Raw genomic sequence first — 22,850 nt, 5'->3', positions numbered from 1 at the left:
ATCAACAAAATTTATATCAGAATGTGATTTTTATGGACTCAATGCTGGTGTGTTTTGCAGTGCTGCTAGACGAATATATTTATTCTCTACTAGGGTAGAGAGCGGCACAAGTTCGAAGCCTTGATCTTGCAAATCTCGCAGGGCATCACGTAAAAACCGTTGAGTTTTTGGATAAGGATGAGCAATACCTATCGCATATCCCTGTTGTGTGGCAATCGTTTTGAGTTGATTGAGCTGTAATTCTAACTGCTTACTTTCAAGTTCGTTGTCCAAGAATACATGTCTGGCGATATTGTTGACTCCATAGATGTTCGCTACTGTTTGTGCCTGACTATAGGGTGTGGTGCGGCTGTCCAAAAAGTACAGAGACCGCTTTTTGAGGATTTCCATTGTCCATTTCATGGGCTCATCATGTTGTGTCAGCGCTGAACCCATATGATTATTTACACCTTTCACATGAGGCAAGCTAGAAAGAGCATGTCCAAGTGTTTTTTGTAATTGCCACTTTTGCATGTCCAAGGTCAGCCCGCCTGGTCCTAATGTTTTATTATCTAAAGACTGCATGGGAATATGTAGGATCAGCTCTTTGTTTTTTAATGCAGCTTGGTAAGCAAAATGCTGGGAGAATGGCGTATGGGGTAAAAGCGCATAAGTTAGCTCACCCGGTAAATTTAGAAATTCCAGATCTCGTTGGTGGTTGCCAATATCGTCTATTACAATCGCAATTTGTTTGGCATCACAAACAAATGCTACTAGACAAATAAATGTCGTAACTAATTGTATTAAGCGCACAAAATTAAATCACAGTTCTATTGTTATGTTTTATGTTGGTCGATACATTATGTTCGACGCTTTTATCATCTAACCTAGCATGTTTTTTATACCGATAAAAGCGTCTAATTTTTCATTAGTTTACTGTAGGTTGCTGTTTTGTCACTAGTTGACGGGCAGCATGCCAGTGTTGCTCAAGCCGCGAGTACAGGTCTCTGTTGGCTTTGTCATTGCTCATTATAGCCGTTTTATTTAGGCTCGATAGGGTGTTTTTACTGTATTCAATATCAGGTTTTATCCCTGTGCCTTCAATCGATTGTCCCGATGGCGTGTAGTAGCGAGCGGTGGTTAGTTTTAGGGCGCTGGTACCATTACCTATGGGGATCAACGACTGCACCGAGCCCTTACCAAATGACCCCTGTCCTAATATCAAAGCGCGTTTATTGTCTTGTAAAGCGCCGGCTAAAATCTCAGCTGCTGAGGCGGACTGTTTGTTAATTAATACCAAGATGGGTGCACCGTTTAAAATATCGCCTTGCACAGCATAAAACTTTTGATTTGCATCGAAAAATCGCCCTTTGGTTGTGACGATTATACCGCTTTGTAAAAACAGATCAGATATCGCGACCGCGCTGTTGAGCGTGCCACCTGGGTTGTCACGTAGATCAATGATTAGACCTTTTAAAGAAAGGCCATTGTGCGCGAACAGCATGTTGATATGTCTGGCAACATCATGGTAGCTGTGATTATTAAATGAAGAGATAGAGATATAACCAATGTCTCCGTTGAGCAGTTTGCTGGTGACACTCTCCAAGGTTATCTCTTGACGCCGCAGCGCTAAGGTAACATGTGCTTCAGCGCGCTCGACCGTAATATGAATGATCGATAATTTTGCTTCTCTTAGTAACTTTGAGACTTCTGAAATACTTTTATTGGTGACATCATGTGTGTTAACCGCAACTAATTTATCCCCGCCTTCAATGCCAGCTTGCTCCGCAGGCGAACCGGGTAACGTATCGACAATAACAATGCGGTTTTCAATCTCTTCTACTTCAATGCCTATCCCGGTATAGCGGCCATTGGTCGCACTAAAAAGAGTTTCTAGCTCGTGTTCATTTAAATATTTAGAGTAGGGATCTAGCTGCTCGAAAAGCTCGTTGAAGTTGTGTTGTTTAATGTGTGAAGTGGGAACTTCTTCAACGTAGTAAGTTTGAATATGGTATAAAATTTCTTCCATATGGGCATGGCTAATTTGCTTGGCCTGCACATTGGATAATAAAAAGGAAAGTAGTATCGCGCATAAAACTAAAAGCGCTCGTTTTTGAAAATCGGGCGGGGAAATAGAGACGAAGTATTTCATATGCTGCTCCTAGTGACGGGGCAGCATAGGTTATTCATTTAACTTGATCTGCACCACTTAACTGGATTCACAGCGCTTCCTTTATGCCGTATCTCGAAGTATAGTCCAGGATTTTGTTGTCCGCCGCTTTGTCCGACTAATGCGATAGGATCTCCCGGGTTGACGTGATCACCCACATCTCTTAGTAGGGTTTGGGCGTGCCCATATAGGCTCATAAATCCTTTGCCGTGATCAAGCACTATGACCCAGCCGAATCCATTGAGCCAGTCAGCATAGACCACATGCCCCGGCGCAACGCTGTTTACTTCAGTGCCTGTTTGGCCCGCAATTACGACGCCTTTCCAGTTCATTCCTACATGTTTTCGCTGGCCAAATCGTTTCTTGAGTTTGCCCGACAGTGGCCAAGCTAGCTTGCCTTTTAGGCGCTGCAAGCCATCTAGCTGGGCAATAAAAACTTCTTCTGACGGCGCTTGTACTTCAGCTAATGCTTCCAGCGTGGTTTTTAGTGTGGATTCATTTTCTTCTAAGTAGGCAATCGCAGACTGGGTTTTGGACAATTTGTCGTTGAGCTTGCGCAAGTGTGTTTGGCGCTGCTGTTGTGCAAGCTGTAAATCATTTTGTCTGATCTGTTGTTGCTCAAGCAGTGCGACCAACTGTTGTTGTGATTTGGTCAATGCCTGTTGGTTTTTTTCTAGTTCAATAAAGACAGTCTTAAGGTCTTCTAATTGGTTTATTCGCGCTTTATTGAAATAGTCGTAGTAGCTAATTGTACGTTCCAGTGCTGATGTTTTTTGCTGGTTGAGCAACATCTTGGAGTAATCATGGCTACCTGTAACATAAGCACTTTTAAGTTGGGCTGCTAGCAGTTTTTGCAGCTTATGCTTGCGACGATTTAACTGTGAGCCTTCTCGTTCGAGTGCATATTGCTGTTGTTTGTTCTCGCTGATCCCCTGTTGTGTTAAGGTTAGGGCTTTTGCGCTGCGTGCTATTTCAAGCTCAAAAGATTGCAAACGTTGTTTAAGCGCACTGAAGGACGCTTTTTGCTCTTGATAGGCCGCTTGACTTTTTTTTAGTTCAGCCTGAACGGCAGCCAAATCTGCTTTGGTTTGTGACTCATTGGCCTCGACATGTGTCGAAGCCAATGAAATCAACAGTGCAAAGCCGGTAAGTGCGCCTCGTACCATATTTACTTAAGACGCATAATTGGCGAGCCTGTCATCTCTGCTGGCTGCTCTAAACCCATTAGGTGTAGCATTGTTGGTGCTACGTCACTTAACGTTTTGTTTGCCTGAGGTTCTGCGTCACGACCAACATAAATAAACGGAACTGGCTCGCTAGTATGTGCTGTGTGTGCTTGGCCTGAGTTAGGGTCTTGCATTTGCTCAGCATTACCGTGATCAGCTGTTATAAGCGCTTCACCGCCATGCTCTTTCAATGCTGCGACAACGCGACCAATACAATTATCAACAGCTTCACACGCTTTAACCGCTGCTTCAAAAACACCCGAGTGGCCAACCATATCGCCGTTTGGATAATTACAAATAATGGCGTCAAATTCACCGCTTTGAATGGCGTCAATTAGCTTGTCGGTAAGCATCTCTGAGTTCATTTCAGGCTGTAGATCGTATGTGGCAACTTGAGGTGAAGGAATAAGCTCTCGCTTTTCACCATCGAATAAGTCCTCGCGTCCGCCGCTGAAGAAGAAGGTAACGTGTGCGTATTTTTCGGTTTCAGAGATACGTAGTTGAGTTTTATTGTGTTTGGCAAGCCACTCACCTAAAACGTTATTTAGTTTTTCAGGTGCAAACGCTATGGGTGCATCAATATCAGCTGCGTACTCGGTCATCATTACAAAGCTGCTAAGCTCAGGAGCCCTCTTTTTCTCAAAGCCGTTAAATTCGGCATCAACAAACGCGCGGGTCATTTGTCTTGCTCGGTCGGCTCTGAAGTTTAAGAACAAAATCGCATCGCCGTCGTTGATTTGTGCCGCTTGTTGGCCCGCAGGTACAATCGTTGTGGCTTTGACAAACTCGTCATTTTCATCTCGCTGATAAGCGGCTTCAAGGGCTTCAACCCCATCAGCAAAGGTAAACTCTGCTTCACCACAGACCATTAGATTGTATGCCTGCTCGACACGTTCCCAACGGTTATCTCTGTCCATAGCGTAGTAGCGACCTACAATAGAGGCTAATCGGCCAGTACCGAGTGTTTTAAACAAATCTTGAATGCGCTCAATGGATGCTTGGGCACTGCGTGGCGGTGTATCACGGCCGTCCAAGAATGCGTGGAAATAAATCTCTTTGGCACCGCGTTGCGCAGCAAGTTCGATACTTGCGACAATGTGGTCTTCATGACTGTGTACACCACCTGGGCTCAATAAGCCCATTAAGTGCACTGCTTTATTGTGTGCTACAGCATCGTCAATGCTTTTTACCAGCGTGGGGTTATGTGCAAATTCACCATCGTCGATGGCTTTGGTAATACGTGTAAAGTCTTGATAGACGATACGACCAGCACCCAAATTAACATGTCCTACTTCAGAGTTCCCCATTTGACCATCAGGCAAACCGACATCTAATCCAGACCCAGAAATAAGCGTCTTTGGTTGTGATTGCCACAGCTCATCAAGTACAGGCGTATTAGCTGCGAGGATAGCGTTACTTTGTGTTTCTTCTCTATATCCCCAGCCATCTAAAATCATAAGTACCAGTGGTTTTTTCTTCGTAGTCATTTGGGCTCCTGAAAAATGCACGATAGATGGCGCATAGAATACCTTGTTTAGCGCGAAAATTCAGCCCTGTGCTGGTGATTTATGTTCAAGATTGATTAATCTAATGGTAACACCTTTCATATAAAGGCTTCATCAGTGCGCGTGCTCGGTCTCTGATTTGGGCATTGAGCGTGTAGTGGTGTGCACTGATAACAATAGGTTTGTGCCAAGACCCGTAAAAAAGTATACTCGCTGCACTGTAAGTTTTATCTGCTAACTAAGTGGCAAGGTCCATGGAACAATATATTACTTTTTTCACCAATCACCCTGTATTAAGCATTATCTGGGTCGTCCTAGCAATCATGTTAGTACACAGCTGGTATAAAAGCCGTTTTTCGTCAATCCGCCCGATTAACCCACAACAACTGACTCTGTTGATCAATCGTGAAGATGCACAAGTACTCGATATGCGTGGCAAAAAAGAGTTTACGGCGGGTCGTATTGCCGGTGCAGAGATGATGAATGTCGACAAAGCCAAACAAAATGACTTTGGTGGACTTGAAAAGTACAAAACAAAGCCCATTATACTTGTGTGTAATACAGGTATGACGGCCAATAACATTGCTGAAAGAATGCACCAACAGGGCTACGAAAAGCTTTATGTGCTTTCAGGTGGCATGAGTTCGTGGCAAAGTGCTGGACTACCAACGACAACTGGAAAGTAATTGGAGTAATAAATGAGTAACGATGTAATTATTTACACTAAAGATTATTGTCCTTTTTGTCATCGTGCGAAGGCGCTATTGGATAGTAAAGGCGTCACATATACAGAATATGATATTGCTGTACAGCCTGAACTTCGTGAAGAGATGATCGAAAAAGCAAATGGCGGATATACCGTGCCACAAATTTTTATCAACGGTCAGCACATCGGTGGCTGCGATGATATGATGGCGCTTGAGGCTCAAGGTAAACTAACTCAATTATTGGCTTAGTCGAGCGAAATTAAACATTTCTAGCATTGTATTGATAAGACAAATGCTGTTTATATAAAAATTTATAGGAATAATAATGACTGAACAAAATCAAAATGTTGCAGCGGAGCAGCAAGAAGGCCCACAATTTAACATCCAACGTATCTATACTAAAGATGTATCTTTCGAGACGCCAAACTCACCAACAATTTTCCAAAAAGAGTGGACGCCTGAAGTTAAACTAGATATGGATACACGTTCAGCTAAATTGGATGAAGGCGTATTTGAAGTTGTTTTAGCATTAACTGTGACTGCGACAATCGGCGAAGAGACAGCTTTCCTATGTGAAATTCAGCAAGCTGGTATTTTCTCTGTAGGTGAGTTGGAAGAGCTACAACTTGCTCATATGCTTGGCGCATTCTGCCCGAACCTTCTTTTCCCATATGCTCGTGAAGCAGTAGCAAGCCTAGTAAACCGTGGTACTTTCCCACAGCTTAACCTGGCACCTGTAAACTTTGACGCACTATTTGCACAGTACATGCAGCAACGTGCAGGTCAAGAGCAAACAGCTGACGCATAATTTATGAATACATCACAGTCTGCTGTGACCGTATTAGGGGCGGGGTCGTATGGCACCGCCCTTGCTATTTGTTTTGCTCGCAACGGTCACCGAGTTACTTTATGGGGGCGCAACCAAGCTGATATCGAACAGCTTGCAGATGAGCGTCAAAACCAACGTTATCTTCCTGATATTAAGTTTCCAGATTCACTGACGCTGGAAGTTGATCTTGCGCGTGCCGTTAAGGCAAGTCAGATTATATTGGTGGTGGTTCCCAGCCATGCATTTGCACAAACACTTAAGCAAATTCAGCCCCATTTACAAGATGGTGCGCAAGTGGCGTGGGCGACTAAAGGGCTTGAGCCTAATACAGGGCGCTTGCTAGAAGAGGTTGCAAAAGAAGTACTGGGTGAATCGATTGCATTAGCCGTATTATCTGGACCTACTTTTGCTAAAGAAATGGCCGCGGGGTTACCTACTGCAATTTCTGTGTCAGCGAGAGATGAAGCACTGCGCACTGAGCTAGCCAGTTTATTGCACTGTAGTCGTTCATTTCGAGTATACAGTAATGATGACTTTATCGGTATTCAACTCGGTGGTGCGGTGAAAAATGTGATCGCCATCGGAGCGGGTATGTCTGATGGTTTTGGCTTTGGTGCCAATACACGCACAATGTTGATCACAAGAGGTCTTGCTGAACTGTGTCGGCTAGGCTGTGCACTGGGCGCTAAAACGGAAACTTTTATGGGTATGGCAGGACTTGGCGACTTGATCTTAACATGCACGGATAACCAATCTAGAAACAGACGCTTTGGATTGGCGCTGGGGCAGGGGAAAAGTGTTGACGATGCGATGAGTAGTATTGGTCAAGTTGTTGAAGGTTATCGCAATACCAAAGAAGTTTTTTTGCTGGCCAAGCGCAGCGGCATTGAAATGCCAATCACAGAACAAATTTATCAAGTTCTGTATGAGAAAAAAGATGTTAAAGAGGCTGCGATGGCGCTTTTAGGCAGAGAGCAAAAGTCAGAGTAAGATGTAAAAAAACCACCATAAGGTGGTTTTTTTATTTGGCCTTCTGGGAGAATTAGAAGGCGTATTTCACTGAAAGCTGCAGTCTATCTAAATCACCTTCTGCACCACTTTGTACTTCTCTATTAGCGACTTTATATTCAGCCCCAAAGGTGAGCTTTTTAACAGGAGAATACAGAATATTGGCACTGTAGCTGGTGGTCATGTCCGTAGGGTCCCCGGTGATATTTAGCAGGTTCGTATCGTTATCGGCGCTGAAATACGAATAGAGGAAAGTTGAACGCCACTGCGAATTCCAATAGTGTTGATAGGCTATGAATCCGGATGTTGAGTCAATTGCGTGGAGATCTTTCCCGTCATACACTGCGCCATGAGCCACATTTAACCCAACGTAACGGCCCAAACCTTGTCCATGAGTGAGCATAAATTTGATATTGTTTTTGCCAAAATTTACGCGACCAGAAGCACTTATGCCATACGAGCTTTCTGTTTCATCAGCTGCACCAAGTTTATAAGTCAACTGTCTAGCAAGCGCGGCTACAGTAAAGTGACCCCAATCGGCTTTGTAATTATAACGCGCCGTAAAATCAGGCATTTGCGCATCATCGGTGACTTTTCTCTCACCACCTTCCGTTGTTACTGTACTCTCTGGATTTTCTGCTGAGAACGACCAGTTACCAATGGTATACTTTGCCATCGCTTGACGCACGAATACTGTGCCTTCAGCTGGGCCAACAAAATCTAAGGTTTCTGGCAGTGCGCTAACATTTTGGAAATTGGACCAAGCCTGCCCAAATAGCCACCCCTTATAGGTGACAAAAGCCTGTCTAATTCGTGGCGAATATGAATTACTCACGCGCTCATTTCCGCCTGTTGAAGCGATAAAATCTAATTCAATTTTCGTTTTTATGGTGCTGCCATCATCCAGCTTTGAGGCGGTGCCAAAATTAAACCGAGATTGGCGGGCGTGCATATCGAAGACGGCATCCTCTCCTGTGCTCGGTACTACTGGAGTAGTGCCTGGAACATAAAAATCTCGTCCAATATGTTGTGACCCTAGTGTGCCATCCGAAAAGTCACTCCAGATAGCGTCGAGTTTGATATATCCCCCGTAACTTACTTCAGTATTCCCGATGTTAGCAGCGAGAGCTTGGCTGGAAAGTAAGCTAGACACTGCAACCGCAGTTAGTTTTTTATTTATATTAATTTTAGTTGTCATAATGGAGTTCCTATAATACTGCCTCTTAGTTGCAATGCAGAGAATTATTTCGTCATTCACTGTTGATGATGGGTGGTCTTAACTCAATTACCCATTGGTCTATGAGACTAAGGTTGAATAACGGAGGTCGGCTCTAAAATTGCCTTTGGCAATAATTAATTACACTTATACTTATGTTGTTGTCATGTGCTCTCTGGTTTTAGCTTGAGAGAGCCAGTATGCTGATGCTCGTTAATGTATAGTTAAATAATTCTGATTTGGATAAACTTAAAGCAACAATTACAACTAAGGTCTAATACTTAATCGAGTGGTTGTAAGTGATCCTTGAGTGAAGCCGTAAAAGGCAAGTAATTAATATGGAGATGAGTATGTCACAGAGCATTTATCCGGTACCTGAAGCGATCAAGCAGGCTGCACTTGTAGATAATGAACAATATCAAGCACTGTATCAGCAGTCTATTGACGACCCTGCGGGGTTTTGGGCTGAACATGGTAAACGCCTCGACTGGTTCACACCTTTTAATAAAGTAAAAAATACCTCGTTTGATAAAGGCCATATCAGCATCAAGTGGTTTGAAGATGGCGTACTTAATGCCTCTTACAACTGTATCGATCGCCACCTTGAAAAAAATGCCAACAAAGTAGCCATGATATGGGAAGGTGATAACCCTGAGCAAAGCGAAAATATCACGTTTCAGACATTACATGATGAAGTAGCGAAGCTGGCAAATGGCTTGAAAAAGTTAGGTGTCGAGAAGGGCGACCGTGTTGCTATTTATATGCCTATGACGCCTCAAGCAATTTATGCTATGCAGGCATGTGCGCGTATTGGTGCAATTCACTCGGTAGTTTTTGGTGGATTCTCACCATCAGCGATTGCGGATCGTATCAAGGATTCTGGTGCTAAAGTAGTGATCACGACAGATGAAGGTCGTCGTGGTGGCAACTCTGTACCGCTTAAGGCCAATGTTGACGAAGCGGTTGCACAAGATTCAGTAACGACCATTGAACATGTTGTCGTACACCAACTTACAGGTGGTGAAGTTGAATGGAATGCCCATGATGTGTGGTGGCATGAGTTAGTTGCTGATGTACCTGCGCAATGTGAACCAGAGCCAATGAATGCGGAAGATCCACTATTCATTTTATATACCTCTGGTTCGACAGGTCAACCAAAGGGGGTAGTACACACCACAGGTGGATATTTGGTATACGCTTCAATGACACATGAGTATGTATTCGACCTTAAAGAAGATGATGTCTTTTGGTGTACAGCTGATGTGGGTTGGATCACAGGACACAGCTACATGGCATACGGCCCATTGGTAAATGGCTGTACCCAAGTGATTTTTGAAGGGGTTCCTACTTACCCGAGTTCTGGCCGTATTGGTGAAGTGGTTGATAAGCACCAAGTAACTATCCTTTATACAGCCCCGACTGCAATTCGTGCTCTAATGGCAAAAGGCGATGAGCCAACAGCCAGCTCTAAGCGTACAAGTCTACGTATTATGGGATCTGTTGGTGAGCCAATTAACCCTGAAGCTTGGGCATGGTACTACGAGCAAATTGGTAATAGTGAGTGCCCAATTGTCGATACTTGGTGGCAGACTGAAACTGGTGGCATTATGATCACGCCTTTACCTGGGGCTACAGATATGAAACCAGGCTCGGCGACTCGTCCATTCTTTGGCATTGCGCCAGCATTGTTTGATGCGGAAGGAAACACACTCGAGGGGGCCACCGAAGGTAATTTGGTTATTCTTGATAGTTGGCCATCACAAGCTCGCACAGTTTACGGTGATCATGAGCGTTTTGAACAAACTTACTTCTCTGCTTATCCCGGTGTGTACTTCACTGGTGATGGTTGCCGTCGTGATGAAGATGACTATTACTGGATTACTGGTCGTGTTGATGACGTACTAAATGTATCTGGCCACAGATTGGGCACGGCTGAAATCGAAAGTGCATTGGTTGCTCATGAAGCAGTTGCGGAAGCTGCGGTTGTTGGTTACCCGCATGATATCAAAGGTCAAGGGATCTATGTGTACGTTACACCAAACGAGGGGGTTGTGGTTACGGATGACTTGACGAAAGAAGTCAGAAGCTGGGTACGTAAAGAGCTGAGTCCAATTGCATCACCAGATATGATCCAGTGGTCCCCGGGCTTGCCTAAAACTCGCTCGGGTAAAATTATGCGTCGTATCTTGCGTAAAATCGCGGCTAACGAGTATCAGCAACTCGGTGATACATCGACGCTTGCAGACCCAAGTGTAGTCGATGAATTAATTGAAAATCGTTTAAACCGTTAATTGAGCGTTAAAAACTTGAAATTTAGCGAATTCTAAACGTACTATATCGGCTGTCTTAATACCAAAGACAGCCGATTTTTTAGGAGCTATGCATGAATCAGTTTTTAATTGCGGATGATCACCCCCTGTTTAGAGAAGCATTAAAGGGGGCTTTGCAAAATCAGTTTGAAGGCCTTGAAGTTATTGAATCAGAAAACTTTGAGCAAACATTAGAGCGGTTGTCGCAGTATGATGACTTAGACTTGCTACTGTTAGATTTGCACATGCCGGGCAATGGCGACTTATACGGCCTGATCCGGATCCGCGAAGACCATCCATCATTACCTATTGTTGTGGTGTCTGGCAGTGAAGATCTCAATGTTATTTCTAAAGTAATGGGTTATGGTGCGATGGGGTTTATTCCAAAAGCATCTTCATCTCAGGATATTGTCAGTGCGCTACAACAGGTGCTAGATGGTGAAAACTGGCTACCGGCGGATATCAAGGAAAAAATAAATGATCTTGACGGCGAGGACCGGGAGCTTGCGCAGCAAATTGCTTCGTTGACACCGCAGCAGTATAAAGTACTGCAGTACCTACACGAAGGCTTGTTGAATAAACAAATCGCTTATGAGTTAAATATCTCCGAGGCAACGGTCAAAGCACACATTACGGCAATATTTCGTAAACTGGGTGTTTATAACCGCACACAGGCAGTTTTAATCGCTTCAAAACTACAATTAGAACCAATCGAGGCGGCAAAGTAGCACACTGCTACTTTTGCACCTTGCTAAAAACTGAGCACTTATTTAAATACCACCGTTTTTGTTCCATTGATAAAGAGCTTGTGCTCTGAAGCTAATTGCAGAGCTTTGCAAAAAACGGTTTTTTCTATATCTTTCCCTATTTTGGCCATCGCCTCTGCGTTATTTGCATGCGTAACCTGAGTCACATCCTGTACTATGATAGGTCCTTCATCGAGTTCATTGTTGACGAAGTGTGCAGTTGCACCAATTATTTTGACACCTCGTTCAAACGCTTGATGGTATGGCTTTGCACCGATGAACGCTGGTAAAAATGAATGGTGTATATTAATGATCTTATCTTTAAAACGGGCAACAAACTCGGGGCTTAAAATCCGCATATATTTTGCGAGCCCGACTAAATCAGGCTGATAGTTGGAGATTAGGTCACCGACTTGCTGATCATGTTCTGTACGACTCAGCCCCTCATGAGATACGCAGTGGAATGGGACATTGAATGCCTCAGCGAGTGGCTTTAAGTCTGGGTAATTGGCAATGACAGCTTGTATTTCAATATTGAGCGCATTTTCATATTGTTTGAGCAATACACCACCTAGACAGTGTGCTTCTTTCGTCGCGAGTAAAACGACTTTTACTTTTGTCGGACTGTGTAGTTTGACTTGTGCATCATCAGGCAAATTCGATTGTAGCTGAGAAAGAAATAGGTTTGTTGGTGAGCCCGTTACCTCAGTGCGCATAAAAAAGCGTTTACCTTCACGGTCTACAAATTCATTGTTGCGAACAATATTTAAATTATGCTCATGACATAAACTGGTGATTTTTGCTATTAATCCAATTTCATCACTACATTGCGTTGTTAGTATATAACTCATGGTCCTCATTCCATTTACTAAGCGGTTGTTCAGATTACCGTAGTGAAAAAAAATTGTAATGCTTTAGATGAATTATTTATTCAAAAATGAGTAAATTTCAATCGCAAAAAAATTACACTATTCTCAGCCATGTTTATTTTACCTGTTACATTGCCAACTTCCGACGAATACGGCTAAGGGCAATTGGCGTAATACCTATGTGTGATGCCACCATTTTTAATGGAACGCGTTCACTGAGTTCAGGGTTTTTGTCAATAAAATTCAAATACCGCTGTTCGGCACTGTGGTGTACAAATGCGTACTCGCGTTCTTCTTTTTTGATAAATAAGTTTTCAAGTAGACGAGTATAGGCTTCTAAAAAGCCGGGGTGCGTTTTCATGGTATTGAAAAAATTGTGCCATTCAAACTCAAGACAAAGTACATCATCAAGAGCTTCAATGCTAAACAGAGCCGGTGTGTTTTGTGTCATGGCACGTGTAGAGCCTGCAATACAGGGGGCACAGGCGAAAGCTTGGGTAAACTCTTTGCCTTCTGCGGACACATTAAAGTAGCGCACATCGCCTTGCGTGATAAAAAATAAATTTGGTGCTGGGCTGCCTTGAACCATCAACAAAGCATTTTTAGGGTAGTGTTTGAGTTTTCCCTGTAAACCAAACTTTTGAAAATCTTCTGCGCAAAGCGGTTTCTCGTCTGCACTGAAAAAAGAGACGAAGTCAGCGAGCTTGGGTTGTATGTTCAAACGGCATTCCTTGATAATCCGACTTTATAGGAACATGTTATGGTGCCCGAGATATCAAGTAAAGTGCAAAAGATGCAACTAATAGCGCAGGTATACTGAGTAAGAACTGAAATAATCCGCCCTGAAAAAATAATACAAAGGCAGGCACCAAATAAGTCATGGCTAAAAAGGTATTTGGGCTGACTTGCTTCAAAAGGTGTTGCTGTAAAAAGAAAGTGCCAAGAGTTGTAAACAAGGTTAAATAGATAAGCCATGTCCAAAATGTATAGCTTTGCCACACCAAATTGGTCAGATCACCATAGAGCAACATCACCGGTACTAGTAACACGCTACCAAGTGTCACAATATAAAATGTGCTGATCAGTGCAGGCAGTGCAGTCGCCCACTTTTTTATCAGTAACACATGCATTGCAAGGCAAAAGCAAGCGATTAAAAATATGCTGTCTCCATATTGCCAAGCGCTTAAAATCATTAGGTCTTTTTGGCCGTTTACTAACATCCAGATAGCGCTTGCAGTGCCAATTAAAAAGCCGAATAATTGACTTATTCGGGTTTTAATACCAATAAAAACAAAGCTCAATATCACACTCATTAGCGGCAATAAGGTATAAATGACCGCAGTTTTTTCTGCCGAGGTGGTTTTCAATGATTCAAACAAGCCGACAAAAAATGCCACTAAAAAGCTACTTATCAGCGTATATTGTACGACTTGTTTTGCCGTTAAGCGGGCGATCCCTGAACGCCATATTAGTGGCGCGAGGCATAAGCTTGTCAGTATAAATCGCAGGCATGTGGCTGTAATGGGACTTGCATAGGGCAATAACTTACCTGACACGACAAAAGAAGAAGATAGCAAGCCGACCCATACCAACATTAGTATGGGCTGAGTAACTGAGTGATTCATGATTTTCTCGCTTAGGTAATTTTGGTTAGCTTGCCTGTGTAGGTTGCGAAAACTTGCTAAATAAATAAGCGCAGACTGCTTCATCCAAATTTAACGAAAACTGTTCTTGAAGTAATTGGTGTAACTGCTCAGCACTCACTATTTTTGTGATCTCTGTTTGTGAGGGAGTAATATGGTGATATTCGCCATTTCTCAAAGAGTGGGTTTCATCAAGGGTCTTTCGGCTGACAACTAAGTTATTCACAAACGCAGCATTGGGGTGCTTATGTGAATAGAAGTGGCTCAGTTCGCAGTCAGCTTCGCTGTAATAGTTGAGATCAAATGTATACAGCGTGAAAAACTCGCCGTTCTTCAATACCTGAAAACAGTAATCTTGCGCCTGATTTTGAGAGATTCGATAAGTCATATAGCCTTGAGGTTGCGGCACATCCAACATCAACTTGAGAGGGTATATTGCCCCTTGGGGGCCAAATCCAACATCGAATAAATACTGTTCACCTTGATAGGTAACTAATGTGGCTCTGTGCGTTCTCGGCACCTCAACATCTCTGTTGTAAACAACCTTAGCGAGCAGTAGCTTGACGTCAAAGCCGAGGTGTTTTAAGACATGGAAGGCCAGCTTGTTATGTTCAAAGCAGTATCCACCAAATTGCTTTTTGGTGATCTTAGTGAATAGGTGTGCAATATCTAAAGGCAAAGGCTGCTTTAACACCGCAGATACGCTGTTGAAGGTGTGCTTGGCAACATGCCTACTTTGCAGTTGTGCTAAAAAAGACTCGTCAAGTGGGTGGTTAAAAAGTCCTAAATCGGTTAAATATTCGTTCACAATTTGCAGGTCAGTCATCGCTTTAATTCCTTGTCATTTAGATAAGTACCCAGCTTAATCGCGATTGGACATGCTGTAATGAACCTAGGTTTATTTTGAGGTTTTTTTATTTTTTTACGAAATTCTGGTTGCACTAAACCTGGGTTAATTTCTTAACTCTCACGAGAGGTTAAATTGAAAGTGTTGTTAACGCAAAATAACTTAAAGGAGAAGCAGATGCGTATCACAGTATTCGGTGCAACAGGTAATGTGGGTCAAGCGGTTGTGGCTGAGGCTATCCATCGTGGTCATCAAGTAACTGCGGTTACACGGGATCAACGTAAAGTCGCAGCGCTACCTACGCAGGCATATGCGCAAGTAGGTGACGTTAACGATATCAGCGATGTGATCCGCCTCAGTGAAGGACAAGATTTAGTGATCAGTGCAACACGCCCGACAGTAGGACATGAGAAGCAGCTTATCAATATTGCTGAAGCCTTATTAACCGGGCTAAGAGAAACTCATACACGGCTATTATTAGTCGGTGGGGCGGCCTGTTTAACGGTTCCTAACTCTGATGGTAAGCTGGTACTTGATGATGAATCCTTAGTCCCCGCTGGTTGGAAAGACATAGCACAAGCCTGTTTTGAGCAATATCAGCTTTGTGTCGCCCACCACAATCAAAATTGGAGCTACGCTAGCCCATCTGCTTTGATAGGAGTTGGTGAGCGCACAGGGCAATATAGAGTGAGTGAAGGCGAGTTGTTGGTGGACAAAACAGGTAAATCACATATTTCTTGGCAAGACTTTGCGTGTGCATTAATCGATGAGGCAGAGACAGCTCAATTTGTGGGTAAAGCGTTTACAGCCGGGTACTAGTAATACGGATTTATAGGTTTGAGGCAAGGGTCAGCTTGCGATATTGATTAGGTGTTTGTTTAAATAGTTTTTTGAATGCACATATATAGGCTGAGTCAGATGTATAGCCTAATGTCAGTGCGATGTCATGTACACTGCGCTCACTTTGCAGCAGGCGCAGTGACAAAACGAGGCGGATATGTTGACGCCAAGCGCTAAATGATTGCTGAAATTCCTTTGCAATTAACCTGCTTAATGTTCGCTCTGATGCGCCGACTTGTTGAGCCCACTGTGCGAGGGTATAAGGTGTATCTGGTGCATCGATTAGCGTCGTGAAGATTGCATTCAAACGTCTATCCTTTGGCGTAAGCAGCGGGATAGTATACGCTTGTGCTGTGGCTAGCTGGTCGCCCAGTACTTGCAAAAGATGATGTATTATCTGCGCTTTTGCATTTTCAATCTGACCGACTATTTCCAAAATAAGGGCTTTTAAAAAAGGGGTTACTAAACAAGTTTGAGCATGTGCTGGAAACCCGACTTCTATACTAGGATTGATATACACAGCTAAGAATTGGGTATCACAGATAGCCTCAGAGGCGTGCCAGGTGTTGGCGGGCACAAAAAGCAACGCGTTATGGGGCAGCACTACCTGGCTGCCATCGCTTTGTGATTGTATTAACCCCGAGCGCGGAAATATCACCTGATGCCATGGATGTCGGTGCCATTTATCTATGAAGCCAGCAGGCATAGCGAGGTGCTTTGAGAGTGCTGCTTGGTTTGAGTTTTGTGCTATGAGCTGATTGGCATCCATACTTTTGGCGGTTTTTCGATGTTTTATGCCTTTTAGTTTAAATTAAGCCATGGCAAATTGTTATAGGATAATCGCATCAAGCAATGACAGGAGCAAAGCGATGCGGATCCACTTTATTGTACACGAATATTTTGAAGCGCCGGGCGCATTTGAAGATTGGAGTAATTCAATCGGCGCGAAGAACAGTTACTCTCGCCTCTACGAGGGACAAGCACTGCCACAGTGTATTGATGATATAGATATGTTGGTGGTTATGGGTGGGCCGCAAAGCCCAGCTACCAGTGCCTTGGATTGCCCTCATTTTGATGCACAAGCAGAGCAGGCGGTTATCGCCCGTGCAATCAAAGAAAACAAAATGGTCATCGGTGTTTGCTTAGGTGCGCAATTGATTGGTGAAGCGCTAGGCGCAAAATTTGAATCTAGTCCAGAGCGAGAGGTTGGTAAGTTTCCTATCATTTTGAATGATGAAGGTTGCAGTCATCCCTTGTTCAGTCATTTTTCGCCACGTATTGAGGTTGGGCATTGGCACAATGATATGCCAGGCTTAACTGCATCCGCAAAGGTGCTAGCAAGTAGCAGTGGGTGTCCGAGGCAAATAGTTGAGTATCAACCGTTGGTATATGGATTTCAGTGTCACTTGGAGTTAACCACTGAAGTGGTCGGTATGTTGATAGAGAATGAGGATTTCAGTCGCGCAGGTATTGACCGTTATGTCGAGCTACCTGAGCGCATTATCGCTCATGACTACACGCATATGAACAAGATGCTAGCATTGTTCTTAGACAAGCTAGTGGCGCGCTATCTAAGCGTTTCGTGAGTCAGAGTTTGCAGTGCTTAATTATTGTGGTTCAGCGGGTTTAATCGGATTATACTGCTGCTGTTGGTATTTATCGGTAGCGTTACTAAATGGAAAAGTACGAAGAACTATTAGTCTCAATAAGAAAGGTTATCCGTGCCATTGACTTGCACTCCAAACAGCTCAATAAGTCATCGGGGTTAACGGGGCCTCAACTGCTTATTATGCAAGAAATAGCGCGTGTTAAAGGTGTGACGGCAAGCCAAATTGCCAAAAATGTTAACCTCAGTGCCGCGACAGTGACGAATATACTTGACCGCTTAGAGAGTCGAAATATCGTGGAGCGAGTGCGTAGCTCTTTGGATAAACGTCGTGTGAGTTTATTTTTATCCCAGCAGGGAAAAAGTTTATTAATTGATGCACCGCAACCATTGCAAGAGCACTTTATTCAAAATTTTTGTGAACTAGAAGAGTGGGAGCAATCTTTGTTGTTGTCTTCCATGCAGCGCATCGCAACTATGATGGATGCCAATGAGCTTGACGCTGCACCGGTGCTTGAAATCGCACCGATGAGCCAAACCGAATCGGGTAAATAAATAGAAGTGCTACTCTCGTAGCACATTCAAAAAGTGAAGGTGCTTTTGGTACTGTGCTAGCACATCATTGATAATTGCACTTTCTGACCAGCCCATAATGTCATAGTTTTGGCCGCCTTCACTTAAATACACTTCAGCCCGATAGTATGAGTCGCTTTCAGTGATATCATTTTGGGTAAAGTCCGGTTGCAGTGCTTCACTTTTGTATACGCCATAGACAAAGTCATGTTCATCACCATGATGCACAGTTAGGATCACCGCGGCATTGTTCACCTTAACCTCGGCATCCACTTGGTTATTATCAAATTCATCACGGACTTTTTTCAGAGCAGGTTTTACGTCTTTTAAAATAAATTTGTCGACTTTGCCTTTAGCTGGTGTGGCGATGAGCAGGGCTAAACTTTCTTGCCACGTTTGTTCATCGTTTACTTGGTTGTCAAAAGTCATGGGCATCGTATGTGTACTGCGCTTGGCGTCATCAATACGCAGTGCGCGGATCAGTCCGTAACAAGCAACCAGTAATACCAATGAAAAGGGGAGAGCGCTGACAATCGTCAATGTTTGTAGTGCATCAAGACCACCTGCAAGGCTCAACGCAGCGGCAACAACACCAACGCCGATAGACCAGAACAAGCGTTGCCACAGCGGCGTATTGTTATTACCGTTTGAACACAGCATATCAATGACCATAGCCCCGGAATCACATGACGTAACAAAAAATACCACAATCATAATGATAGATAGACCGATCAAAAACTCCGACATAGGGAAGTTTTCTAAAAATACAAACAGCGCCACAGCTGAGTTGTTACTCACCATGTCAGAGATACTCGTTTTACTCTGCTCATAAATCATCGCCAGTGCCGAATTGCCAAAAATAGTCATCCACAACAAGGTAAACGCAGTTGGAATACAGGTTACACCAATGACAAACTCACGAATGGTTCTGCCTTTGGAGATACGTGCAATAAACAACCCGACAAAAGGTGCCCACGCTAGCCACCAACCCCAATAGAATATTGTCCAGCCGCCTATCCAATCTTTCTTTTCATAGGCATAAAGGTTAAAAGTGGTAGACACGATGTCGGATAAATACTCTCCTACGTTTTGTACGTAAGCTTGGAGTAAAAATACACTCGGGCCGATAAAGAAAATAAGTGCCAGCAATACCACGGCCAATATCATATTGGTTTGCGATAAAATTTTAATTCCTTTATCTAACCCAGTTGCAACAGACACGGATGCCAGCGCAGTGATGGTGATCATAATGATGACTTGATTTTGTACCGAGACATCAAATGAGAACAGGTAGGCGAGTCCCGCATTGACTTGTGCCGCGCCTAGACCCAGTGAAGTAGCAACCCCAAACACGGTACCAACCACCGCAAAAATATCCACGGCGTGACCAATTCCGCCATAGATCCTGTCTCCAATGATAGGGTACAGCGCTGAACGCAATGTCAGTGGTAATTTATGACGATAGCTAAAGTAGGCCAAAATCATCGCCACGATGGCATAGATAGCCCAAGCGTGAAAACCCCAATGGAAAAAGGTTATTTTCATGGCTTCTTTGATGGCTTCGAGCGAACCACTATCTTGCGTTGGTGGTGAAACAAAGTGCATTACCGGTTCGGCGACACCAAAAAACATCAGACCTATCCCCATACCGGCGGCAAATAACATAGCTAACCAAGTTGAGAAACTGTAGTCGGGGTCTGAGTGATCCGGCCCGAGTTTAATCTCACCAAATCGAGACATACTTAAATACGCGACCAAGCCTAAAATGATGGCGACAGTCAACACGTAAAACCAACTGCCATTTTGGGTAATAGCTGACTGAGTAATGGAAAACAATGAGGAAGCCGCTGATGGGCTTAAAACGGCAAAAATCACCAGCGCTAGTACAACTGCTGAGGAGGTGTAAAAAACGGGGAGATTGAGCAAGGAGTTGTCTTTTTTCATAGTGAAACTCTATTAATTAGACTACAAATTATTTTGCTAGGTTAAAGGTGAAAATAACTATGTAAGCATTGGACTAAATGCGTTCAATTGGCCGCGTTTAGATGTTTTGACCAAATATTCACAGATTGAAACTGGTCTTTGATAACAAGTTGATTTGCTAAGCGCCCACCAAAATTAAATTCGTGGTGAGCCATCACTTTATTCATGGCGTAATCTCCTGAAAGGCAGTGACAGTGTATTTTTGTGGTGTTTGTGTGGCGCAGTTGCATAAGCGCAAAGTCCACTAATGTTGTGGCCATTCTCTGATTTTTAACAAAGTTTGCTACAACCAGCTCTTGAATGAAGGCACTGTGTGTCGATTTATCGAGCTTGATGTGTACGACTGCCACAATATTGTTTAAATACTCAATCACAAAGTAGATGTGTTTAGCTCTGATGTTTGCCATCACAGCGGCTTCATCATGTTGTTTATTCGAATATGCGGCTCTATTGTTGGCGAATAACTTAGCGATGTTTCGAGCATCCGCGCTATTAGCTTGGCGTGCCAAAGAGATGTTTTGCTCTTCGTTACTCCGCCTGTCTGTGCTGGCAATCACTTGATCCAATACGTCATCATATACTTCCCCTTGAGGTTCAATTTGACGCTGGATTTCTAAGAATTTCGCGACGTATATCGCGTCTTCTTTATTGTAATACTTGGGGATTGTCGCTTCTATTTGATAACCATTAGACAATAAAGGCAAAGAGTTGGACTCTTGTATTTTCAGTAGAATCTTAGTTGCGCCGTGCTCACTGGCTGTGTGATCTATGTGGCTGAGTGTTTTATCACAAATATGCTGGGCGAGTACCTCTAATGCCAACACTTTGTGTTGATTGTCATTTGGCAATAGTGGCGTTGCTTTGCAAGTATTCATATGACCCTCATTGCCTGTTTAGTAGGTAGAAACTCTTTTAATTAGAGTTCTAATAATTCGTATTGTAACTTTTTAGTGTTCACAATTAAAGGCGTATTAAATTTCATTGCGAGTGACAGGCTTGCAGTACCCTATCTTTCTGTATTTTTACTGATTCAAAGTAATATTTAATTTCGTTTAATCTCTCGTAAGTTAATTTGTTTATCTTTATAAAACGTGTTTTTTATTTTTAGCTGTAATTAATATGGGGCCAGTATAATATGTACCAGACAGAGGAAGTAGGCTTGTAACCCGTGGCGAACTAGTGTGTTTAACTGTGGAAAAATCATTCTGATGTTCGGGCTACTTTTGTTCTCCTTAGCTTGCTCAAAGGAAATACAAGTCAGTTATTTTTTTAGTTGTAGTTGTGGCTTTATAGAGACTAAACAGTGGTTTAAGTAGGTCAGCCTTGAATTCAGGCTGACCATAAAGCAAAGCGAGAGCCCGTTTTATTTTATATAAAAGGCGCCTTGTACAGTCGGCGCGCTGGTAGAGCCTGCATCAATAGCATGTAGTGCTGGAAAACGCTCGCTTTCAAATGTGATCCCGTTGCCGCACTGGGTTACTTGATCACTTTTGCCAACATAAGTGAGGTTTGTGGTCCACGTTGTTAAACGTGTTGGGTATTGAACTAGGCCATCAATTGAATAATTGTGCCAATTTGATTGTGCGATATCTCGACAGGCAAATTTGTCGCCAACTTTTACTGTGGCAAATGGGTCTCCGCCATCCACTCTTTTGATCACTGTATCGTCAAAGGTGCTTTTTGCTCTAAACAGGGCGTCGCTTCTTCCATCTACGAGCGCAATAATGGCATTGTGATTTAACTTGGCACTTTGGGTTAGCCCTGCATGTGACATACCTTCAAGGTTACAGGCGTTAAAATCTGGATAGCTACACTGACCGCCAATACCTGAATATTTTGAGATCAGGGTCCAACCGCCGCCTTCTGTGGCCATATCGCAGTACACATCAAAGTGTGCCTCACCATCAGTGCCATCTGGATCTATGGTATAGGTGCCACTTTTGCTTGAAGGTTTATTTTGTTTTATCTCTAAACACGATTTTGGATACTGGCCGTTTTCTTCTCTGGTACTAACAAACTCTAATGCAATCCAGCTCTCACCTGGATTTGAGAGTGCTTCATTGAGGTTGTCTGACGAGGCCGTGTGGATAAGCTCAATGTAATCGCCAGCATTTAACTCAAGCAAAAAATTGCCTTGGTTAGTGGCGTTTTCAGCGTAGTTTTCAATTCGGGCGTACTCGTAAGACGTCGCGGAGATATCTGTACCATTGGTCAGTATGTAAGTTTTAACTTGGCGCCTTGCAGATGCGCCGACACCCGATGTGCGCCAACTTAGCGAATAATTGACTCGATAAATCCCGGCGTCTTCGACATAGAACTTACTCCCCTGCTGAGTGATTTTGACGGAGTCAATATCTGTATGGTTGAACACATAAGGTGTCGCAGATGGTGTGTTGATATTGGTATTGCCTTGATTATCAATGAACTGTGCAATATTGGTAGTAGCGTAACTGCTATAGGAAACGATAGCGCAGGCGAGTGCCGCAACAAGCGGTTTTACATTCATAGTGTGTCCTTTGAGATTTCTGGGATTATGTAATTTTTATCAAGGATATAAAAATACTTCGTAATACAGTATCAGTAGATGGTTGGATATTCGAGATAGCAACGGATTTTATGAAAAAGATAATAATATTATATGGTTAATCTTTCGCTTGAGGGCCATGATAACGCGATTGTAAGCAATATTTGTCATGTAGCGCTTTCATGATTCAGGCCACAGTCTGTATGTGTCAGTACTGAAATAAGCAGTAATAGCTATTAGTCAAATGTGGGGTTTTGACATGCTTAATAC

At 43.3% G+C, this 22,850-nt stretch carries 22 protein-coding genes; 9 read left to right on the top strand and 13 right to left on the bottom strand.

Going from position 1 to position 22,850, the window contains the following annotated elements; translation table 11 throughout:
• Positions 1-30: 30 nt before the first annotated feature.
• The 4 genes from J8M00_RS14240 to gpmM form a co-directional block, all read right to left on the bottom strand.
• Positions 31-792: a divergent polysaccharide deacetylase family protein gene (locus tag J8M00_RS14240; protein WP_211011120.1), complete on the bottom strand. Its 762-nt coding sequence runs from the start codon at positions 790-792 to the stop codon at positions 31-33.
• 115 nt (positions 793-907) lie between these two features.
• Positions 908-2,131 (bottom strand): S41 family peptidase, encoded by a 1,224-nt coding sequence (locus tag J8M00_RS14235; protein WP_211011118.1) that lies wholly within the window; start codon positions 2,129-2,131, stop codon positions 908-910.
• Positions 2,132-2,169: 38 nt separating this feature from the next.
• Positions 2,170-3,315: a murein hydrolase activator EnvC family protein gene (locus J8M00_RS14230; protein ID WP_211011116.1), complete on the bottom strand. Its 1,146-nt coding sequence runs from the start codon at positions 3,313-3,315 to the stop codon at positions 2,170-2,172.
• Positions 3,316-3,317: 2 nt separating this feature from the next.
• Entirely contained in the window at positions 3,318-4,862 is a 1,545-nt protein-coding gene (gpmM, locus tag J8M00_RS14225; RefSeq protein WP_211011115.1) for a 2,3-bisphosphoglycerate-independent phosphoglycerate mutase, read from the bottom strand.
• Between the two features lie 272 nt (positions 4,863-5,134).
• Between gpmM and J8M00_RS14220 the strand changes: the two genes are divergently transcribed.
• The 4 genes from J8M00_RS14220 to gpsA all read left to right on the top strand — a co-directional run bounded on the left by J8M00_RS14220 (position 5,135) and on the right by gpsA (position 7,406).
• Positions 5,135-5,566 carry a rhodanese-like domain-containing protein gene (locus J8M00_RS14220; RefSeq protein WP_211011114.1) on the top strand — a complete coding sequence of 144 codons (432 nt, stop codon included), beginning with the start codon at positions 5,135-5,137 and terminating at the stop codon, positions 5,564-5,566.
• A gap of 12 nt (positions 5,567-5,578) precedes the next feature.
• Entirely contained in the window at positions 5,579-5,836 is a 258-nt protein-coding gene (gene grxC / locus J8M00_RS14215) for a glutaredoxin 3 (protein WP_023399814.1), read from the top strand.
• A 76-nt stretch (positions 5,837-5,912) separates the two neighbouring features.
• Positions 5,913-6,395 (top strand): protein-export chaperone SecB, encoded by a 483-nt coding sequence (secB, locus tag J8M00_RS14210; protein ID WP_211011113.1) that lies wholly within the window; start codon positions 5,913-5,915, stop codon positions 6,393-6,395.
• A gap of 3 nt (positions 6,396-6,398) precedes the next feature.
• Positions 6,399-7,406: an NAD(P)H-dependent glycerol-3-phosphate dehydrogenase gene (gene gpsA, locus J8M00_RS14205; protein ID WP_211011112.1), complete on the top strand. Its 1,008-nt coding sequence runs from the start codon at positions 6,399-6,401 to the stop codon at positions 7,404-7,406.
• Positions 7,407-7,458: 52 nt separating this feature from the next.
• Here gpsA and J8M00_RS14200 read toward each other — a convergent pair whose 3' ends face one another.
• Positions 7,459-8,622 (bottom strand): DcaP family trimeric outer membrane transporter, encoded by a 1,164-nt coding sequence (locus J8M00_RS14200; RefSeq protein ID WP_211011111.1) that lies wholly within the window; start codon positions 8,620-8,622, stop codon positions 7,459-7,461.
• A gap of 368 nt (positions 8,623-8,990) precedes the next feature.
• On the opposite strand from J8M00_RS14200, the gene acs reads away from it, so the two are divergent.
• Positions 8,991-10,931 carry an acetate--CoA ligase gene (acs, locus tag J8M00_RS14195; RefSeq protein ID WP_211011110.1) on the top strand — a complete coding sequence of 647 codons (1,941 nt, stop codon included), beginning with the start codon at positions 8,991-8,993 and terminating at the stop codon, positions 10,929-10,931.
• 92 nt (positions 10,932-11,023) lie between these two features.
• Positions 11,024-11,677: a response regulator transcription factor gene (locus J8M00_RS14190; protein ID WP_023399819.1), complete on the top strand. Its 654-nt coding sequence runs from the start codon at positions 11,024-11,026 to the stop codon at positions 11,675-11,677.
• Between the two features lie 38 nt (positions 11,678-11,715).
• Here J8M00_RS14190 and purU read toward each other — a convergent pair whose 3' ends face one another.
• The 4 genes from purU to J8M00_RS14170 form a co-directional block, all read right to left on the bottom strand.
• Positions 11,716-12,546 (bottom strand): formyltetrahydrofolate deformylase, encoded by an 831-nt coding sequence (purU, locus tag J8M00_RS14185; RefSeq protein WP_211011109.1) that lies wholly within the window; start codon positions 12,544-12,546, stop codon positions 11,716-11,718.
• A 145-nt stretch (positions 12,547-12,691) separates the two neighbouring features.
• Positions 12,692-13,285: a Crp/Fnr family transcriptional regulator gene (locus J8M00_RS14180; protein ID WP_247687387.1), complete on the bottom strand. Its 594-nt coding sequence runs from the start codon at positions 13,283-13,285 to the stop codon at positions 12,692-12,694.
• 37 nt (positions 13,286-13,322) lie between these two features.
• Positions 13,323-14,189, bottom strand: coding sequence for a DMT family transporter (locus tag J8M00_RS14175; protein ID WP_211011108.1), 867 nt, complete (start codon positions 14,187-14,189; stop codon positions 13,323-13,325).
• Positions 14,190-14,214: 25 nt separating this feature from the next.
• Entirely contained in the window at positions 14,215-15,033 is an 819-nt protein-coding gene (locus J8M00_RS14170; protein ID WP_211011107.1) for an arylamine N-acetyltransferase family protein, read from the bottom strand.
• A gap of 198 nt (positions 15,034-15,231) precedes the next feature.
• Between J8M00_RS14170 and J8M00_RS14165 the strand changes: the two genes are divergently transcribed.
• The gene (locus tag J8M00_RS14165; protein ID WP_211011106.1) at positions 15,232-15,873 is read left to right on the top strand and encodes an NAD(P)-dependent oxidoreductase; all 642 of its coding nucleotides are present in this window, start codon (positions 15,232-15,234) and stop codon (positions 15,871-15,873) included.
• Positions 15,874-15,883: 10 nt separating this feature from the next.
• Here the strand turns inward: J8M00_RS14165 and J8M00_RS14160 are convergent, their stop codons facing one another.
• Entirely contained in the window at positions 15,884-16,663 is a 780-nt protein-coding gene (locus J8M00_RS14160; protein ID WP_211011105.1) for a helix-turn-helix transcriptional regulator, read from the bottom strand.
• A gap of 100 nt (positions 16,664-16,763) precedes the next feature.
• Between J8M00_RS14160 and J8M00_RS14155 the strand changes: the two genes are divergently transcribed.
• Together J8M00_RS14155 and J8M00_RS14150 are read left to right on the top strand one after the other, a co-directional pair.
• A complete protein-coding gene (locus tag J8M00_RS14155) occupies positions 16,764-17,480 on the top strand; it encodes a glutamine amidotransferase-related protein (RefSeq protein ID WP_211011104.1) in 717 nt (238 codons plus the stop codon).
• Between the two features lie 89 nt (positions 17,481-17,569).
• Positions 17,570-18,055, top strand: a complete 486-nt coding sequence (locus J8M00_RS14150; protein ID WP_023399827.1) for a MarR family winged helix-turn-helix transcriptional regulator — start codon at positions 17,570-17,572, stop codon at positions 18,053-18,055.
• A 9-nt stretch (positions 18,056-18,064) separates the two neighbouring features.
• On the opposite strand, the gene J8M00_RS14145 is transcribed toward J8M00_RS14150, so the two are convergent.
• The 3 genes from J8M00_RS14145 to J8M00_RS14135 all read right to left on the bottom strand — a co-directional run bounded on the left by J8M00_RS14145 (position 18,065) and on the right by J8M00_RS14135 (position 22,562).
• Complete coding sequence (locus J8M00_RS14145) at positions 18,065-20,017, bottom strand: BCCT family transporter (RefSeq protein ID WP_211011103.1); 1,953 nt, start codon at positions 20,015-20,017, stop codon at positions 18,065-18,067.
• Between the two features lie 83 nt (positions 20,018-20,100).
• Entirely contained in the window at positions 20,101-20,931 is an 831-nt protein-coding gene (locus tag J8M00_RS14140; RefSeq protein WP_211011102.1) for a GNAT family N-acetyltransferase, read from the bottom strand.
• A gap of 488 nt (positions 20,932-21,419) precedes the next feature.
• The gene (locus J8M00_RS14135) at positions 21,420-22,562 is read right to left on the bottom strand and encodes a fibrinogen-like YCDxxxxGGGW domain-containing protein (RefSeq protein ID WP_211011101.1); all 1,143 of its coding nucleotides are present in this window, start codon (positions 22,560-22,562) and stop codon (positions 21,420-21,422) included.
• Positions 22,563-22,850: the final 288 nt, after the last annotated feature.

Origin of the sequence: Pseudoalteromonas luteoviolacea, assembly GCF_018100925.1 — a bacterium.
Lineage (GTDB): Bacteria > Pseudomonadota > Gammaproteobacteria > Enterobacterales > Alteromonadaceae > Pseudoalteromonas > Pseudoalteromonas obscura.
The sequence above is the reverse complement of the archived record's forward strand: the minus strand, read 5'-3'. Positions and strand labels throughout refer to the sequence as shown.

Coding starts and splice junctions, on each gene's coding strand:
- J8M00_RS14235 (WP_211011118.1), bottom strand. CDS start 2,131: ATGAAATACTTCGTCTCTATTTCCCCGCCCGATTTTCAAAAACGAGCG.
- J8M00_RS14230 (WP_211011116.1), bottom strand. CDS start 3,315: ATGGTACGAGGCGCACTTACCGGCTTTGCACTGTTGATTTCATTGGCT.
- gpmM (WP_211011115.1), bottom strand. CDS start 4,862: ATGACTACGAAGAAAAAACCACTGGTACTTATGATTTTAGATGGCTGG.
- J8M00_RS14220 (WP_211011114.1), top strand. CDS start 5,135: ATGGAACAATATATTACTTTTTTCACCAATCACCCTGTATTAAGCATT.
- grxC (WP_023399814.1), top strand. CDS start 5,579: ATGAGTAACGATGTAATTATTTACACTAAAGATTATTGTCCTTTTTGT.
- secB (WP_211011113.1), top strand. CDS start 5,913: ATGACTGAACAAAATCAAAATGTTGCAGCGGAGCAGCAAGAAGGCCCA.
- gpsA (WP_211011112.1), top strand. CDS start 6,399: ATGAATACATCACAGTCTGCTGTGACCGTATTAGGGGCGGGGTCGTAT.
- J8M00_RS14200 (WP_211011111.1), bottom strand. CDS start 8,622: ATGACAACTAAAATTAATATAAATAAAAAACTAACTGCGGTTGCAGTG.
- acs (WP_211011110.1), top strand. CDS start 8,991: ATGTCACAGAGCATTTATCCGGTACCTGAAGCGATCAAGCAGGCTGCA.
- J8M00_RS14190 (WP_023399819.1), top strand. CDS start 11,024: ATGAATCAGTTTTTAATTGCGGATGATCACCCCCTGTTTAGAGAAGCA.
- purU (WP_211011109.1), bottom strand. CDS start 12,546: ATGAGTTATATACTAACAACGCAATGTAGTGATGAAATTGGATTAATA.
- J8M00_RS14175 (WP_211011108.1), bottom strand. CDS start 14,189: ATGAATCACTCAGTTACTCAGCCCATACTAATGTTGGTATGGGTCGGC.
- J8M00_RS14170 (WP_211011107.1), bottom strand. CDS start 15,033: ATGACTGACCTGCAAATTGTGAACGAATATTTAACCGATTTAGGACTT.
- J8M00_RS14165 (WP_211011106.1), top strand. CDS start 15,232: ATGCGTATCACAGTATTCGGTGCAACAGGTAATGTGGGTCAAGCGGTT.
- J8M00_RS14160 (WP_211011105.1), bottom strand. CDS start 16,663: ATGGATGCCAATCAGCTCATAGCACAAAACTCAAACCAAGCAGCACTC.
- J8M00_RS14155 (WP_211011104.1), top strand. CDS start 16,764: ATGCGGATCCACTTTATTGTACACGAATATTTTGAAGCGCCGGGCGCA.
- J8M00_RS14150 (WP_023399827.1), top strand. CDS start 17,570: ATGGAAAAGTACGAAGAACTATTAGTCTCAATAAGAAAGGTTATCCGT.
- J8M00_RS14145 (WP_211011103.1), bottom strand. CDS start 20,017: ATGAAAAAAGACAACTCCTTGCTCAATCTCCCCGTTTTTTACACCTCC.
- J8M00_RS14140 (WP_211011102.1), bottom strand. CDS start 20,931: ATGAATACTTGCAAAGCAACGCCACTATTGCCAAATGACAATCAACAC.
- J8M00_RS14135 (WP_211011101.1), bottom strand. CDS start 22,562: ATGAATGTAAAACCGCTTGTTGCGGCACTCGCCTGCGCTATCGTTTCC.